A 14,396-nucleotide genomic window follows, 5' to 3' on the forward strand; every position below is an offset into this window, starting at 1 on the left:
TACTTCTCGGTCGCAAGACCTGGATCCACACGGTCGCCCACGCCGGGCTCTCGGCACCCAAGGTGCCAGATTGGCAAGAGATAAGGTCCCCGCGAACGGCGCAGCCCCTCGTGGGTGGACGGTTGATCGCGGAAAGCCCTGGTTAGGCTGGGGACGGTGGGTTCGCGGGGGACGCCGTGAACCCATCCCTGGGGACTTGGCCGCGGCATCCATGCCGCGGACACCCCCGCGAACCCACCGCCCCCAGCCTCGGACGCATCTCTGCGGCGTCCACCCACGCAAGAGAAAAAAGAAGGGCAGAAGCAAAAGCAAAAGCGGCCCACCGGCCGCTTTTTGCTGTTGCTGTTGCTCTTGAACTTCTTTTTCTTCTCCGTGGCTGGCCGCGCCCTGAAACTGTCAGGGGTGTGGCGGGTGGGCCGTTCAGGGGCGTTGGCGCCATGGATGGCGCCATCGAGCTTACATGGACGTACTTGCAGCGTCCCCTGCACGGCCCACCCGCCACCCCCAACACATGACCCGCTCCACGCGACCAACCCACGAGGGGCAGCGCCGTTGGCTGGAAACTACGCCAGCGCGCGAAACACCAACGCCAGGATCGCCGGCACCGCCTGGATCATGAAAATACGGCGGCTCACGCTGTACGCGCCGTAGCACCCCGCCACCACCACGCAGGCCAGCGAGAACGTCACCAGCACCGGCTGATCGATCACCAGCCCCACCACGATGCCTGCCGCCAGGAAGCCGTTGTACAGGCCCTGGTTGGCCGCCAGCACGCGCGTGGCCCCGGCCTTCTCCGGCGTGTTGCGGAAGGTCTTCAGGCCCAGCGGGCGGGTCCACAGGAACATCTCCAGCACCAGGAAATAGACGTGCAGCAGTGCGACCAGCAAGGTCAGGGCGAGTGCGATCCAGTACATGTGCGGTTCCTTGGACAGGGAAGGAGAATGGGGTCAGCGCCCTTTCCCCGCGGGAAAGGGCCCTGACCCCGGCAAATCAACGGTCGCGCGGCAGCTTCTTTTCTTCGCGCAGCACGCCGAACGCAGCCAGGGTCATGAAGCCGGCCACAAGCACGCCGCCGATGAACACCACGTGCGAACCGAACAGGGTCAGTGCCTTGTGGATCCAGGTGAACCCCAGGTCCGCGCCGCGGTACACCACGGTGTCGATCGCCGCGCCGGCCTTGTAGCGCCACTGCCGGTCCACGCGCGTGTAGATGGTCTCGCGCGCCGGCTTGGCCAGTGCGAATTCGCTGGCGCGGGTCATCACCTGCACCACCGCGACCATCAACGGCATCGGCGAGGCTGCCAGCACCGAGAAGCCGATCAGGATCGCGAAACCGGGAATCAGCAGCGCCGGCGCGATGCCGTGGCGCGACAGCAGCCAGCGGGTCAGGCCCACCTGCATCAGCAGCGCCAGCGCGTTCACCGCCAGGTCGATGCGCGAGAAGAACGCGGTACTGGCCGCCGGGTCGGTAAACGCCGCGCGCACGATGCTGGCCTGCTGGTTGTACAGCAGCGTGCCGACGCCCACGCCGAACACCACCATCACCGCCAACCAGCGCAGCAGCGGCTCGCGCACGATCAGTTTCAGGCCGTCCAGCACGCTGCCGCCCATCGGTTGCTCGCCGGACACCAGTTGCTGCTCGCGTTCGCGCAGCACCGCCCAATGCCGCAGCCGCCAGATGCACAACAGGCACACGACCAGGAATGCTGCCGAGACCAGCATCAGGTTGGCGATGCCCACGCGCTGGGCCAGCGCGCTGGTGATCAACGGGCCGAGGAACGCGCCAACGGTGCCGGCCGCACCGATGTAGCCGTAGTAGGCACGCGCCTGTGCGTTGGAGAACACGTCGGCCATGAAGCTCCAGAACACCGCCACCGCGAACAGGTTGAAGACCATCACCCAGAGGAAAAAGGCCATGCCCCGCCCTGGCACGTGACTGTCGAACAGTGCGTAGAACCCCAGCAGGGTGACGATGAAGAAGCCGTACACCATGGGAAGGAACACACGGCGCGGGAAGCGGCTGACCAGCCAGCCGTACACCGGCTGCAGCACCAGCATGATCACGAACACGCAGGAGAACAGGAACTGCAGGACGAAGTCCTTCAACGCGATGCCATGGCTGGCGAACCAGGTGATCAGCACGGGCGGGAACACCGTTTCCAGGTCCGCCGAGGCGGCCATGGCCTCACGCACCGGGCGCAGCACGTAGTAGCCGCTGAGCAGGCAGAAGAAGTACAGGAACGACCACCACAGCGCCGGCGACTCGCGCAGCGCCGCCGCCAGGCCCTGCAGCGGCCCCTTGCCCGATGCAGCGCTCATGCAGCGCCCCTCGCCCACAGACGGCGGTTGGACAGCAGCATGGCAGGCTCCGGGGCGGTGAAGCGCGTACGTTAGCCAATGCACTGCAACATCGCCAGCGTGACGCGCCCTCGCGCCTGCGGACGGACGCGACGACCGGCCTGGACGACACGTTCCGATACACACTTTCGGGGCGTCAAAATTCCAACTTTTTCAACAAGATGCGCATTCATCTTCGCTTTGTTTGTGCACAGGGGAAAAGCGGCGCTAGAATCGCCATCAGCAGTCGCGCACGGGTCCAACCGATGAAAAAGAACAGCCTGCGTCGTCCGATCCGTTCGGCGGCCACCGGTTTGCTGGGCATGTTGATGCCCGTTGCCTTGTCCACCACCGCGCAGACACCGCCGGCGTTGCCGCCGATGCCGACCAACATCGAATCCGCGACGGCTGCCACCGTCGCCCACACCCAGCCTGCGGCCTACCGCACCGGTCTGGTGCCGCGCGTCCAGGCGCCGGCGGCTGGCTTCAACGTCGCCAACATCGAATCGATGGCGCAGCAGCTGACCTATGGCGAGCGCGTGCCAGGCATGGCGGTGGCGATCGTGCAGGGCGGCCGCATTCTCAGCGCGCGTGGCTATGGCGTCACCGACGTCAACAACCCGCTGCCGGTCGATGCGCACACCGTGTTCCGCCTGGCCTCGCTGTCCAAGGCGTTCGCCGGCACCATGGCCGGCCTGCTGGTCAACGACGGCACGCTGCGCTGGGACAGCAAGGTCACCGACTACGTGCCGGGCTTCCGCCTCAATTCGCCCGAAGCCACCGACCGCCTGACCGTGGCCGACGTGCTCAGCCATCGCGTCGGCCTGCCGTACAACGCCTACGACCGCGACATCGAAGGCAACGCCGAGTACTACGCGCTGACCCAGAAGCTGGCCAACACCAGCCTGAAATGCCTGCCGGGCGACTGCTACGCCTACCAGAATGTGGCCTTCAGCCTGATCGGCGACGTTGTCTATGCGGCCTCGGGCAGCTTCTACGAGCAGTCGGTCGAGCGCCGCATCTTCAAGCCGCTGGGCATGAATGATGCCAGCCTCGGTCTGGCCGGCATCCAGGCCAGCTCGCGCTGGGCGCGTCCGCACGTGCGCAGCCGCAACGGCTGGGTCTCGCTGACGCCCAAGCCCACCTATTACCGCGTCGCTCCGGCGGCTGGCGTCAACGCCAGCGCCAGCGACATGGCACAGTGGCTGCTGGCCCACACCGGACATCGCCCCGACGTGCTGCCGGCACCGCTGCTGGCCACCCTGCATTCAAGCCTGATCAACACGCCGGGCGAGATGCGTTCGGGCTGGCGCCGTGAGCGCCTGCACTCGGCGGGCTACGCATTGGGTTGGCGTACCTTCGACTACGCCGGCCACGACGTGGTGTTCCATGCAGGTGCCGTGCAGGGCTATCGCGGCCTGGTCGCGCTGGTGCCGGAACGTGACCTCGGCATCGCCATCCTCTGGAATGGCGAAAGCGGCCTGCCCAGCGGCCTGCTGCCGACCGTGCTCGACTCGGCTCTTGGCCTGCCGGCGCAGCGCTGGCTGGACGTGGACACCGACTTCGGCAGCGACAACCTGATGGCCGAGGGCGCAAGCCCGGCGCAGCAGGACAAGCGCAAGGGCAAGGGCGCCTCGGGCAACCGCGCGGTGGCTTCGCCGCGCTGACCAGGCGGGCTCGACCGTGTGTGCGAAGGGCGGCCCATCGGTCGCCCTTTTTGTTGGCCGTTGCAGCGTCGAGCCCATGCTCGGCTCTGCAGTTCCGCAGCGCTAGTGCGCGAAGTAGTGCATGCCGCCGTCCACTGGAATCACCGCACCGGTGATGTAACCCGCCAGCGGCGAGGCCAGGAACGCCACCAGCGGCGCCACTTCCTCCGGTTCACCAAAGCGTCCGATCGGGATGTTGCGGGCAATGAACGCGCGTCTGCTTTCCTCGGTGGGGTGCAGGCGGTCCAGGATCTGCGCGCTGTTGATGCGCCCCGGTGCAATCGCGTTCACCGTGATGCCCTGCCCCGCCACCTCCGACGACAGGCCCTTGCTCCACAGGTGCAATGCCACCTTCGCCGCGGTGGCCGCGTTCACCGCGCGCGGTTCCATCGAACCGCTGAAGTTGATCACCCGTCCCCATGCCTGCGCCTGCATGCCGGGCAACAGCGCCTGGGTCAGCCGTCGTGCGGCGGAGAAGTTCAGGGCGATCGCTTCCTCCCAGATATCGTCATCGGCATCGACCGTCGTCGGCCGGGAACCGCCTGCGGCATTGACCAGGATGTCGACACGCTGCAATGCCTCACGGGATGCGTCCGCGATGTACCGGAGGTCGCCGGCAACTGTGACATCGCCGGCCACGATGACCGGTGCGGCGCCGCCTTCGGCTTCGATCCGCGCCGCCAGCGCCTGCAGCGGTGCCCGCTGCCGCGACGTGATGGCAATGCGCACGCCCTGGGCCGCCAGCTGCCTGGCGACGGCGGCACCGATGCCGCTGGCCGCGCCCGTCACCAACGCGGTACGGCCAGCAAGGTTCAAGTCCATGGTGTTCTCCTGTCAGCGTGGCCGGCGAATCCGGTCCGTGCACGACATGCTGTTTGATCACCCCTGATTGATAAACTCCACGCAGGTTTCAGCATTCAACACCCGGGGTGTCAGATGAACCTGCTGGAGAGCATGCAGGTCTACGTGCTGATCGTGGACAAGGGCAGCCTCAGTGCGGCAGCCGCGGCGATGGATATCTCGGCAACGATGGCCGGCAAGCACCTGCGCGCATTGGAAGCCCGGCTGGGCATGCAGCTGTTGAGCCGTACCACCCGGCGCCAGCACATGACACCGTTCGGCGAGGACTACTACGCGCGCTGCAAGGAGATCCTGCGCCTGGTGGAGGAAACCGACGCGCAGGCGCAGCACCAGCAGCTCTCACCGGCGGGCACGCTGCGCATCAGCGCACCGGTGATCTTCGGTACACACGCGCTGGTACCGGCGCTGGCCGAGTACATGGCCCGTCATCCGGATGTCCGGGTCGAAGCCACGCTGACCGATCGTGTGGTCGACCTGGCCGAAGAGGGCTTCGAGGCGGCACTGCGCATCGGCACGCTGGCCGACAGCAGCGTGCTGGTGGCACGAGCACTGGCCCCCTATCGCTTGATGATGTGCGCCTCGCCGGCGTATCTGGCCAGGCATGGCACGCCACGCAGCGTGCACGCACTTGCCGGCCATCAATGCCTGTCGTTCGAACCGAGTGCGCTTGCGCAGTGGCTGCAGGACGACGCTGGCGAGCTCGACCACGTGCCCGACGGCCGACTGCAGATCAACAATGGCGAAGCGCTGCGTTCGGCGGCGCTGCACGGCCTCGGCATCGTCCTGCAATCGACGCTGCTGCTGGCCGCCGATGTCGAGGCGGGGCGTCTGGTGCAGCTGTTCCCGGAATACGGTCAGGCCGGTCGGCCGATGCACGTGGTCTATGCGCACGACCGATACCACTCCACCCGCCTGCGCAGCTTCCTCGACTTCCTGATGGAGCGCTTTCCAGCGGCGCCGCACGGCTAGCGCCGACCGTCAGCAAAGCGGTCGAGCCTGGCTCGACGCTACGAGTGGCCCATAAAAAAACCCCCTCCCCGCTGGGCAGCCAGGGAAGGGGGTTTCAGGATGCGGCTATCGGGAAGTACTTAGATCAGCGGCGCCGGGGTTGCCGGCAGAGCGACCGGAGCGGCCTTCTTCTTGCGGGCGGCCGGCTTGCGCTTGGCAACCTTCTTCGCTGCCTTCTTCGGGGCAGCCTTCTTGGTGGCCTTCTTCGCGGTCTTCTTCACTGCCTTCTTGGCGGTCTTCTTGACGGCCTTCTTGGCAGTGGCCTTCTTCGCGACCTTCTTGGCCGGCTTGCGGGCCGCGGCCTTCTTGGCAGTCTTCTTGGTGGCCTTCTTGGCAACCTTCTTGGCTACCTTCTTGGCAGCGGACTTCTTGGCTACCTTCTTCGCCGCCTTCTTTACTGCCTTCTTCGCAGTGGTCTTCTTGGCGACCTTCTTCGCAGCCTTCTTCACTGCCTTCTTGGCGGTTGCCTTCTTCGCGACCTTCTTCACTGCCTTCTTGGCAGCGGCCTTCTTCGCGACCTTCTTCACCGCTTTCTTGGCGGCGGGCTTCTTCTTCGCAGCTTTCTTGGTTGCCATGGGATGGCTCCTCGTCAGTGATAGGGAGTTGAAACGCCCAGTTGGATCAAACCCGCGGATGCTGCGTGCGGGGACCGCCGGCGCGTCAGGCGCGCCGTTACGGATGCGGCAATGCCCGCCTCGATCGGCGGAGCGGGCATCGGAACGGGAGTTGCCTTGCATTTCTCCGGGGGAAGCGGGGCCATGTCCACCGTCATCAGGGTCGCGGTGGTCTTGAAGGGGCTGCTTCGCATCGGACGATTGATTCTGCGCACTCGGTTGGGCAGGCAAGGTCTGCTGAGGCGAAACCTAATCACGGTTTTTTTTACTGTCAACAACCCCCGCGAAAAATTTTCACATCCGCGCCTTCCCGGGCGCCGCCGGCGCCACCACTCTGCACGGCCTGCAACGACGGTGGAAGCGGCGCGCACGCACGTTGCCTGCATCGATGCCAATGCAGGCGTTGATCAAAAAACACTTGAAATAAGCACTCCGCGTAGACAGGCGCAGGCAAGGCACAACGGCGTACGCGCATCGTCGGTGGTCACCGGCACCGCCGCCAACGCCAGCACAACGGCGCCGCAACGGGGGGCGAAAAGTTTTCACATTCGAACGCTTCGGCGCGGGGCTGAAACGCGGATTTGCGCAAAACTGCGCACGCCCATCGGCACCGTTCGCCTGTCGGCTGATGCCACGCCGAGGGTGCACAGCGAACCCCGCGTCATGAGTCCGACGCGGTCGCCAAAACAAAAACGGCCACCCGAAGGTGGCCGTTCCAGAATCCGGAAACGACGACTCAGTGGTCGTCGTTCTCCAGGGCTTCGGCGTACGCGTCCGGGTCCAGCAGCTCGTTGACCTCTTCGGCGTTGGTCAGTTCGATCACGAACATCCAGCCTTCGCCGTAGGCATCTTCGTTGATGGTTTCCGGCTTGTCGGACAGGGCCGAGTTGACCTCGACGACCTTGCCGCTGATCGGGCTGTAGACGTCCGAGGCGGCCTTCACCGACTCGACGACGGCGATCTGTTCGCCGGCCTTGGCGTCGGCGCCGACTTCCGGCAGTTCGACGTAGACCAGGTCACCCAGCAGGCCCTGGGCGTGGTCGGAAATACCGACGGTGACGCGGCCATTGCCTTCGACACGGGCCCACTCATGGGACTTGAGGAACTTGAGGTCGCCGGGGATCTCGCTCATGGGACTGCTCCAGAGATATGCAAGGGTGGAAAAAACGGGGCTAGTGTAACCAACCGGCCGCCACTGCTGTCAGTGACGACCGGCACGTTCGGATCAGGCGTCGGCGAGCACGCCGGGCTGGGCCTGGCCTTCGCGCACGAACGGGAACTTGACCACGCGCACCGGCACCTGCCGGCCGCGGATGTCGACGGTGACCTCGCCGAGTTCACCGGCCGGCACGCGGGCGAAGGCGATGCCCTTGGCCAGGGTCGGCGAGAAGGTGCCGGACAGGATCTCGCCCTGGCCGCCAGCGGTGGTCACCGCCTGGCCGTGGCGCAGCACGCCCTTCTCGTCCATCACCAGGCCGATCATCTGGCGCGCGGTGCCGGCGGCCTTCTGCGCCTCCAGCACGTCGCGGCCGATGAAGTCGCGGCCTTCGTCCAGCGACACGGTCCAGGCCAGTGCCGCTTCATACGGGCTGATCTCTTCGTCCATGTCCTGGCCGTACAGGTTCATGCCGGCCTCCAGGCGCAGGGTGTCGCGCGCACCGAGGCCGGCCGGCTTCACGCCTGCCGCCAGCAGGCGGTTCCAGAAGGCGACCACGGCATCCTGCGGCAGCAGGATCTCGAAACCGTCTTCACCGGTGTAGCCGGTGCGGGCGACAAACAACTCGACGCCGTCGTCGGACTGCGCCTGCAGGGCGGCGAAGCGGCCCAGCTTGGTCAGTGCTGCACGGTCGGCTTCGCGGGCCAGGCCGATCACGATGTCGCGCGCCTGCGGGCCCTGCACGGCGAGGATGGCCAGGTCCGGGCGCTGCTCGACGGAAACACCGAACGGTGCCGCCTGCTCACGCAGCCAGGCCAGGTCCTTTTCGCGGGTGGAGGCATTGACCACCATGCGGAAGAAATCGTCGCCCAGGTAGTAGACGATCAGGTCGTCGATGACGCCGCCGCGCGGATTCAGCATGCACGAGTACAGGGCCTTGCCAGTCACCTTCAGTTTGTCGATCGAATTGGCCAGCAGGCGGCGCAGGAACGGCTTGACCTGGTCACCGCGCAGGTCGACCACGGTCATGTGACTGACGTCGAACACGCCGGCTTCGCGACGCACCAGGTGGTGTTCGTCCAGCTGCGAGCCGTAGTGGATGGGCATGTCCCACCCCCCGAAATCGACCATCTTGGCGCCAAGGGCGCGGTGGGTATCGTTGAGCAGCGTCTTCTGGGTCATGACCGGTCCGGCAGCAGAGGAAACAGGAATTCCCATTATCCCAGATCGGTCGCCCGCAGGCGTGCCGCAGCGCAGCGGTTCGTGGAAGCGGAAGCGCGGCCCGCCGCGCCCTTTCCCTTTCGGGCAAGGCAATGGCTGCGCTCCCCGCAACCGCCTGTTACAGGCGCACCCGCCCACGCAGGATGTCGACGAACATCACCCAGTCACCCATGAATGAATACAGCGGATGCCGGAAGGTGGCCGGGCGATTCTTCTCGAAGAAGAAGTGGCCGACCCAGGCGAATCCATAACCGCAGAACAGCGCGGCCAGCAGGAGCGTCGGCTGGCCGCGCAACACGGCAGCCGCAGCCAGCAGCAGCACCCCGCAGCTGCCGATGAAATGCAGGCGCCGCGAGACCGGGTGGCGGTGCTCGCTGAGATAGAACGGATAGAACTCGCGGAAGCTGGCGAAGCGGGACATGCGCGTGCTCCGGGGGCCGTGGTCACTGCCATCATGCGCCTTACCGGGATGCAGCGCTGCGCGCTTGCGGGGCATGGCCCGGCGGCCGTTGTAGAGCCGAGCCATGCTCGGCTGCCTTGGCCTTTGTAGCGCCAAGCTTGCTCGACTGCTCCCCGGAGAAGCAGCCGAGCATGGCTCGGCTCTACAAAAGGGTGGGCGCGGTCGAGCCTGGCTCGACGCTACACCGGGGGCGTGCGCGGACCGAACATGATCACCGCCATGCCGGCCAGGCACAGGGCTGCACCGAACAGGTCCCAGCGGCTGGGGCGGATGCCGTCGACCAGCCACAACCAGAACAGCGCGGTGCCGATGTACACGCCACCGTAGGCGGCATAGACCCGTCCACTGGCAGTCGGGTGCAGAGTCAGCAGCCAGGCGAACAGGGCCAGGCTGGCCGCGGCCGGCAGCAGCAACCAGACGCTGCCTCCCTTGCGCAGCCACAACCATGGCAGGTAACAGCCGACGATCTCGGCCAGCGCGGTCAGCAGGAACAGGCCAAGCGTCTTCACGCTTTTTCTGCTGCCTTGGCGTGCTGCCACAGCGCTTCCTGCGCATCCAGGTCCAGTGCCGCCAACGCCTCCCCCTGCGCCTCGGCCTGCGCTTCCATCGCGCGGAAGCGCCGCTCGAACTTGTGGTTGGCCCCGCGCAGTGCGGCGCCCAGATCGATATCGGCGTGCCGGGCCAGGTTGGCGCAGACGAACAGCAGGTCGCCCAGTTCTTCCTGCAGGCGCGCCTTGTTGCCCGCGATATCGCCGCGCTCGAATTCCTCTCGCAGCTCCTGCAGCTCCTCGGCCGCCTTGTCCAGCACAGGCAGCGGGCCCGGCCAGTCGAAACCGACCCTGGCCGCGCGCGACTGGAGCTTCACGGCGCGCTGCCATTCCGGCAGGCCACGCGAGATACCGGCCAGTGCGGAGGTGTCCTGCTCGCCCTTGGCGGCACGCTCGGCGCGCTTGATCGCGTCCCAGTTGCGCATCACTCCGTCGGCATCGTCGACGCTGACATCGGCAAACACATGCGGGTGACGGCGCTGCATCTTGTCGCTGATCGCACGTGCGACATCGGCGAAGGCAAATGCCCCCTGCTCCTCGGCCATGCGTGCGTGGAACACCACCTGCAGCAGCAGGTCGCCGAGCTCGTCGCAGAGATCGTCGAGGTCGCCGCGGTCGATCGCATCGGCCACCTCGTAGGCTTCCTCGATGGTGTACGGGGCAATGGTCGAGAAGTCCTGCTCCAGGTCCCATGGGCAACCTCCCTGCGGGTCGCGCAGGCGCGCCATGATGACCAGCAGGCGTTCCAGTTGATGGCTTGCCTCGCTGCCGGTGGCAGGGGTGTCGTGCGCGCTCATGCGGCCTCCAGGTTCAGTCGGACAACCAGTCGCGCCACGGCAGGCTGGTATCACCAAGGGCAATGAAATCGCCGTTCAACAGCGTTTCGCGGCGGTTGTAACGGAACGGCTTGCCGGTCGCGGCCGACAGCACCGCGCCACCCGCCGCATGCAGCACGCACTGGCCGGCGGCGGTATCCCATTCAGAGGTCGGGCCGAGCCGCGGATAGACATCCAGGCCGCCTTCGGCGATCCGGCAGAATTTCAGCGACGATCCCTGCGCGATGGTCTCGATGCGGCCCATGCGCGCCAGCAGCGCCTCGGTTTCCGGCGAACGGTGCGATCGGCTGGCGGCGACGCGCAGCGGAGCAGTGGCCGGCGTGCGGGTGCGCAGCACGGTGTCGTGCAGACCCTGCCGCCGATAGGCCAGTTCCCCGCGCATGGCATGCCAGACAATGCCGGTGACCGGCGCCAGCACCACGCCGAATGCCGGTGCGCCCTGGTAGATCAAGGCAATGTTGACGCTGAACTCACCGTTGCGCTTGACGAACTCGCGGGTGCCGTCGAGCGGGTCCACCAGCCAGTAGGCGCCCCAGTGGCGGCGCTGCTCCCAGCCCACCTGCGCCGATTCCTCGGACAGGATCGGCAGGTCCGGGGTCAGCTGGCGCAGGCCCAGTTCAATGACCTGGTTGGCGGCCAGGTCAGCTGCGGTGACCGGGCTGTTGTCGTCCTTGATCTGCACGTCGAAGCCATCGGCATACACCTGCATGATGGCCTGTCCGGCTTCCTGGGCGATGGCGATGGCGGTCTCGCGCAGGTCCGTCGTCAGCTTGATCATCGCGTTCCCTGCAGCCACTGGCGGGCAATGAACAGCGCCGCCAGCGAGCGTCCCTCTGAGAAGTCCTCGCGCAGCATCAGCTGGTCCAGTTCGGCCAGCTTCCACGGCACCACTTCCAGCTCCTCCGGCTCGTCGCCGGCCAGTTTTTCCGGGTACAGGTCGCGCGCCACCACCAGCCACGACTGGTGGCTCATGTAGGTCGGGGCCAGGGTCATCGCGCGCAGCACGTCGACCCGGCGCGCACCATAACCGGCCTCTTCCTTCAGTTCGCGGTCGGCCGCCTGCTCGGGCGTCTCGCCGGCATCGATCCGGCCCTTCACCAGCCCCAGTTCGTAACGGTGCATGCCAGCGGCGTATTCACGTACCAGCAGCACGGTTTCGTCGTCGAGCATCGGCACCACCACCACCGCACCGTGCCCACGGCTGACCAGGCGCTCGAAGCGGCGGCGTTCGCCGTTGGAGAACTCCAGGTCCAGGTGCTGGCGCTGGAAGGGGCCGTTCTCCTCATCGGTGATCCGATGGATGATCGGCAAGCGACGGCCGGCACGGTCATCGTTCATGCGGAATCTCCGCGGCGACCGGCGGCTGCGCCGGGGCCGATAGAATGTGCAGGCAGCAACATGTTCATGAGCCCGAAATGCTAGCAGACCCAACCCCCTCCCCGCTGGCCCGCCACTGGCGGCAGCGCGACCTGCAGGTGCTGTGGCACCCGTGCACGCAGATGCGTGAGCATCCGGACACCCTGCCGCTGGTACCGATTGCCCGTGGCGAAGGCGCATGGCTGATCGACCACGACGGCAACCGCTATCTGGACGCGGTCAGCAGCTGGTGGACCAATCTGTTCGGTCATGCCGAACCGCGCATCGGTGGTGCCATCGCTGCCCAGGCCGGGCAACTGGAACAGGTGATGCTCGCCGGTTTCGGCCACGAGCCGGCGATCACCCTGGCCGAACGCCTGCTGGCACTGGCGCCACGCCAGGCCGGCCGCGAACCGCTGGCCAAGGTGTTCTACGCCGACAACGGATCCGCCGGCGTGGAAGTGGCGTTGAAGATGGCCTTCCAGTACTTCCAGAACCGCGGAGAGCCCCGGCGCACGCGCTTCATCGCGCTCGAGAACGGCTACCACGGCGAAACCCTGGGCGCGCTGGCGCTGGGTGACATTCCGCTGTACCGCCGCGTCTATGCGCCGCTGCTGGCCGAGGGCCTGTTCGCGCCGTCGCCCGATGCCTACCTGGCCGAACCGGGCCAGAGCGCGGCCGATCGCGCACGGCAGGCGGCCGATGGCCTGGCCACGCTGTTCGACCAGCACCCGGGCGAGGTCTGCGCGGTGATCCTGGAACCGCGCCTGCAGTGTGCCGGCGGCATGCGCATGCATGACCCGGTCTACCTGCAGCGCGTGCGCGAACTGTGCGATGCCCATGGCGCGTTCATGATCGCCGACGAGATCGCCACCGGCTTCGGCCGCACCGGCACCCTGTTCGCCTGCGAGCAGGCCGGGGTGATGCCGGACCTGATGTGCCTGTCCAAGGGCCTGACCGGCGGCTTCCTGCCACTGGCCGCCGTACTGGCGACGCAGGCGCTGTATGACGCCTTCCTCGACGACTCGCGCGAGCGCGCCTTCCTGCATTCGCACAGTTACACCGGCAACCCGCTGGCCTGCGCCGCGGCGCTGGCGACGCTGGACATCTTCCGCGACGACGATGTGATCGCGCGCAACCGGGGCATCGCCTCGGTGATGGGCACGCTGGCGGCACCGTTTGCCGACCACCCGCACGTGGCCGACGTGCGCCAGGCCGGCATGGTGGTGGCGTTCGAGCTGTCGCGCGACGGCAACAAGCGCACGCCGTTCGACCCGGGCCTGCGGCTGGGCCTGCAGGCCTACAAGGCCGCCCTCAAGCGCGGCGTGGTGCTGCGCCCGCTGGGCGACGTGCTGTACTGGATGCCACCCTACTGCGTGGACGACGAACAACTGGAGCTGCTGGCGCACACCACGCTGGCGGCCATCGACGAGGCGATTGCATGCGCGTGACCCGCTGCCCCATCGACCTGGCGCTGCGCAGCGGCCAGACCGTGACCCTGCCGGAAGACACCGCCAACCACCTGGTGCGGGTGATGCGCCTGCGCGAAGGCGATACCTGCGTGCTGTTCAACGGCGATGGCCACGACTACAGCGCGACGCTGACCGTGGCCGGCAAGCGCGAGGTGCAGGTCCGCATCGACGCCGTGCAGGCCATCGACAACGAATCCCCGCTGGCGATCACCCTGCTGCAGGGCATCGCCCGTGGCGAGAAGATGGACCTGATCCTGCAGAAGGCCACCGAGCTGGGCGTGGTCGCGATCATTCCGGTCAACGCCGAGCGCACCGAGGTGAAGCTGGACGCGGCACGGGCCGAGAAGCGCGTGGCGCACTGGAACAACGTGGTGACCTCGGCCTGCGGCCAGTCCGGGCGCGCGCGCATTCCGCCGGTAGGTTCGCCGCTGTCGCTGGCGCAGGCTGCGGCGGCGCTGCCAGCCGATTCGCTGCGGCTGACCCTGGATCCGCAGGGAGCACATCGCCTGTCGACGCTGGAAGCCGCTCCCGCTGGCGGCATCGTGATTGCAATCGGCCCGGAAGGCGGCTGGTCGCCACGCGACCGCGATCAACTGGCCGCAGCAGGGTTCCAGGGGCTGCAACTGGGGCCGCGGATCCTGCGCACGGAAACGGCCGGACTGGCCGCGATCGCGGCGTTGCAGGCGCGGTTGGGCGATCTGGGGTAAGGCTGATTCGTGGTAGTGCCGGCCGCTGGCCGGCATCCACGGGATCATGAGGTTGCCGGCCAGCGGCCGGCACTACCGGGAACCCGACCGGCGGATTGCCGATCAGGCCGCCAG

Annotated in this window: 15 protein-coding genes; 4 read left to right on the forward strand and 11 right to left on the reverse strand. The window is 67.0% G+C overall.

Features of this window, described 5'->3' with window-relative positions; genetic code table 11:
* Nucleotides 1–563 precede the first annotated feature (563 nt).
* Both AC5JLE_RS08615 and AC5JLE_RS08620 read right to left on the reverse strand, forming a co-directional pair.
* A complete protein-coding gene (locus AC5JLE_RS08615) occupies nt 564–914 on the reverse strand; it encodes a DUF1304 domain-containing protein (protein WP_014648076.1) in 351 nt (116 codons plus the stop codon).
* 76 nt (nt 915–990) lie between these two features.
* Nucleotides 991–2,319, reverse strand: coding sequence for an NTP/NDP exchange transporter (locus AC5JLE_RS08620; RefSeq protein WP_032960854.1), 1,329 nt, complete (start codon nt 2,317–2,319; stop codon nt 991–993).
* A gap of 284 nt (nt 2,320–2,603) precedes the next feature.
* On the opposite strand from AC5JLE_RS08620, the gene AC5JLE_RS08625 reads away from it, so the two are divergent.
* The gene (locus AC5JLE_RS08625; protein WP_032960851.1) at nt 2,604–4,004 is read left to right on the forward strand and encodes a serine hydrolase domain-containing protein; all 1,401 of its coding nucleotides are present in this window, start codon (nt 2,604–2,606) and stop codon (nt 4,002–4,004) included.
* Between the two features lie 102 nt (nt 4,005–4,106).
* Here the strand turns inward: AC5JLE_RS08625 and AC5JLE_RS08630 are convergent, their stop codons facing one another.
* Nucleotides 4,107–4,865 carry an SDR family NAD(P)-dependent oxidoreductase gene (locus tag AC5JLE_RS08630; RefSeq protein ID WP_241884288.1) on the reverse strand — a complete coding sequence of 253 codons (759 nt, stop codon included), beginning with the start codon at nt 4,863–4,865 and terminating at the stop codon, nt 4,107–4,109.
* A 114-nt stretch (nt 4,866–4,979) separates the two neighbouring features.
* On the opposite strand from AC5JLE_RS08630, the gene AC5JLE_RS08635 reads away from it, so the two are divergent.
* A complete protein-coding gene (locus AC5JLE_RS08635; protein WP_032960844.1) occupies nt 4,980–5,873 on the forward strand; it encodes a LysR family transcriptional regulator in 894 nt (297 codons plus the stop codon).
* Between the two features lie 119 nt (nt 5,874–5,992).
* Here the strand turns inward: AC5JLE_RS08635 and AC5JLE_RS08640 are convergent, their stop codons facing one another.
* From AC5JLE_RS08640 to nudE, 8 genes are all read right to left on the reverse strand, one after another.
* The gene (locus AC5JLE_RS08640; RefSeq protein ID WP_496065215.1) at nt 5,993–6,487 is read right to left on the reverse strand and encodes a hypothetical protein; all 495 of its coding nucleotides are present in this window, start codon (nt 6,485–6,487) and stop codon (nt 5,993–5,995) included.
* A gap of 775 nt (nt 6,488–7,262) precedes the next feature.
* Nucleotides 7,263–7,658, reverse strand: a complete 396-nt coding sequence (gene gcvH / locus AC5JLE_RS08645) for a glycine cleavage system protein GcvH (RefSeq protein WP_014648082.1) — start codon at nt 7,656–7,658, stop codon at nt 7,263–7,265.
* A 93-nt stretch (nt 7,659–7,751) separates the two neighbouring features.
* Entirely contained in the window at nt 7,752–8,864 is a 1,113-nt protein-coding gene (gcvT, locus tag AC5JLE_RS08650) for a glycine cleavage system aminomethyltransferase GcvT (protein ID WP_014648083.1), read from the reverse strand.
* 157 nt (nt 8,865–9,021) lie between these two features.
* Entirely contained in the window at nt 9,022–9,324 is a 303-nt protein-coding gene (locus AC5JLE_RS08655; protein WP_014648084.1) for an Mpo1-like protein, read from the reverse strand.
* Between the two features lie 218 nt (nt 9,325–9,542).
* A complete protein-coding gene (locus AC5JLE_RS08660; protein WP_014648085.1) occupies nt 9,543–9,872 on the reverse strand; it encodes a YnfA family protein in 330 nt (109 codons plus the stop codon).
* On the reverse strand, nt 9,869–10,708 hold the full coding sequence (mazG, locus tag AC5JLE_RS08665; protein WP_014648086.1) for a nucleoside triphosphate pyrophosphohydrolase: 840 nt from the start codon (nt 10,706–10,708) through the stop codon (nt 9,869–9,871). The genes AC5JLE_RS08660 and mazG overlap by 4 nt, the downstream gene beginning before the upstream one ends.
* 13 nt (nt 10,709–10,721) lie before the next feature.
* Nucleotides 10,722–11,525, reverse strand: a complete 804-nt coding sequence (gene cysQ, locus AC5JLE_RS08670) for a 3'(2'),5'-bisphosphate nucleotidase CysQ (protein ID WP_014038179.1) — start codon at nt 11,523–11,525, stop codon at nt 10,722–10,724.
* Nucleotides 11,522–12,085: an ADP compounds hydrolase NudE gene (nudE, locus tag AC5JLE_RS08675; protein ID WP_005418435.1), complete on the reverse strand. Its 564-nt coding sequence runs from the start codon at nt 12,083–12,085 to the stop codon at nt 11,522–11,524. Before nudE ends, cysQ begins: the two co-directional genes overlap by 4 nt.
* Nucleotides 12,086–12,162: 77 nt before the next feature.
* Between nudE and bioA the strand changes: the two genes are divergently transcribed.
* A complete protein-coding gene (gene bioA / locus AC5JLE_RS08680) occupies nt 12,163–13,554 on the forward strand; it encodes an adenosylmethionine--8-amino-7-oxononanoate transaminase (RefSeq protein WP_032959099.1) in 1,392 nt (463 codons plus the stop codon).
* Nucleotides 13,545–14,282: a 16S rRNA (uracil(1498)-N(3))-methyltransferase gene (locus tag AC5JLE_RS08685; RefSeq protein WP_496065216.1), complete on the forward strand. Its 738-nt coding sequence runs from the start codon at nt 13,545–13,547 to the stop codon at nt 14,280–14,282. Before bioA ends, AC5JLE_RS08685 begins: the two co-directional genes overlap by 10 nt.
* The last annotated feature ends 114 nt before the right edge of the window (nt 14,283–14,396 follow it).

The sequence above is a fragment of the Stenotrophomonas sp. genome, assembly GCF_059505245.1.

Coding starts and splice junctions, on each gene's coding strand:
- bioA (WP_032959099.1), top strand. CDS start 12,163: ATGCTAGCAGACCCAACCCCCTCCCCGCTGGCCCGCCACTGGCGGCAG.
- AC5JLE_RS08640 (WP_496065215.1), bottom strand. CDS start 6,487: ATGGCAACCAAGAAAGCTGCGAAGAAGAAGCCCGCCGCCAAGAAAGCG.
- AC5JLE_RS08655 (WP_014648084.1), bottom strand. CDS start 9,324: ATGTCCCGCTTCGCCAGCTTCCGCGAGTTCTATCCGTTCTATCTCAGC.
- nudE (WP_005418435.1), bottom strand. CDS start 12,085: ATGAACGATGACCGTGCCGGCCGTCGCTTGCCGATCATCCATCGGATC.
- AC5JLE_RS08620 (WP_032960854.1), bottom strand. CDS start 2,319: ATGAGCGCTGCATCGGGCAAGGGGCCGCTGCAGGGCCTGGCGGCGGCG.
- cysQ (WP_014038179.1), bottom strand. CDS start 11,525: ATGATCAAGCTGACGACGGACCTGCGCGAGACCGCCATCGCCATCGCC.
- AC5JLE_RS08615 (WP_014648076.1), bottom strand. CDS start 914: ATGTACTGGATCGCACTCGCCCTGACCTTGCTGGTCGCACTGCTGCAC.
- AC5JLE_RS08625 (WP_032960851.1), top strand. CDS start 2,604: ATGAAAAAGAACAGCCTGCGTCGTCCGATCCGTTCGGCGGCCACCGGT.
- AC5JLE_RS08685 (WP_496065216.1), top strand. CDS start 13,545: ATGCGCGTGACCCGCTGCCCCATCGACCTGGCGCTGCGCAGCGGCCAG.
- AC5JLE_RS08630 (WP_241884288.1), bottom strand. CDS start 4,865: ATGGACTTGAACCTTGCTGGCCGTACCGCGTTGGTGACGGGCGCGGCC.
- gcvH (WP_014648082.1), bottom strand. CDS start 7,658: ATGAGCGAGATCCCCGGCGACCTCAAGTTCCTCAAGTCCCATGAGTGG.
- gcvT (WP_014648083.1), bottom strand. CDS start 8,864: ATGACCCAGAAGACGCTGCTCAACGATACCCACCGCGCCCTTGGCGCC.
- mazG (WP_014648086.1), bottom strand. CDS start 10,708: ATGAGCGCGCACGACACCCCTGCCACCGGCAGCGAGGCAAGCCATCAA.
- AC5JLE_RS08635 (WP_032960844.1), top strand. CDS start 4,980: ATGAACCTGCTGGAGAGCATGCAGGTCTACGTGCTGATCGTGGACAAG.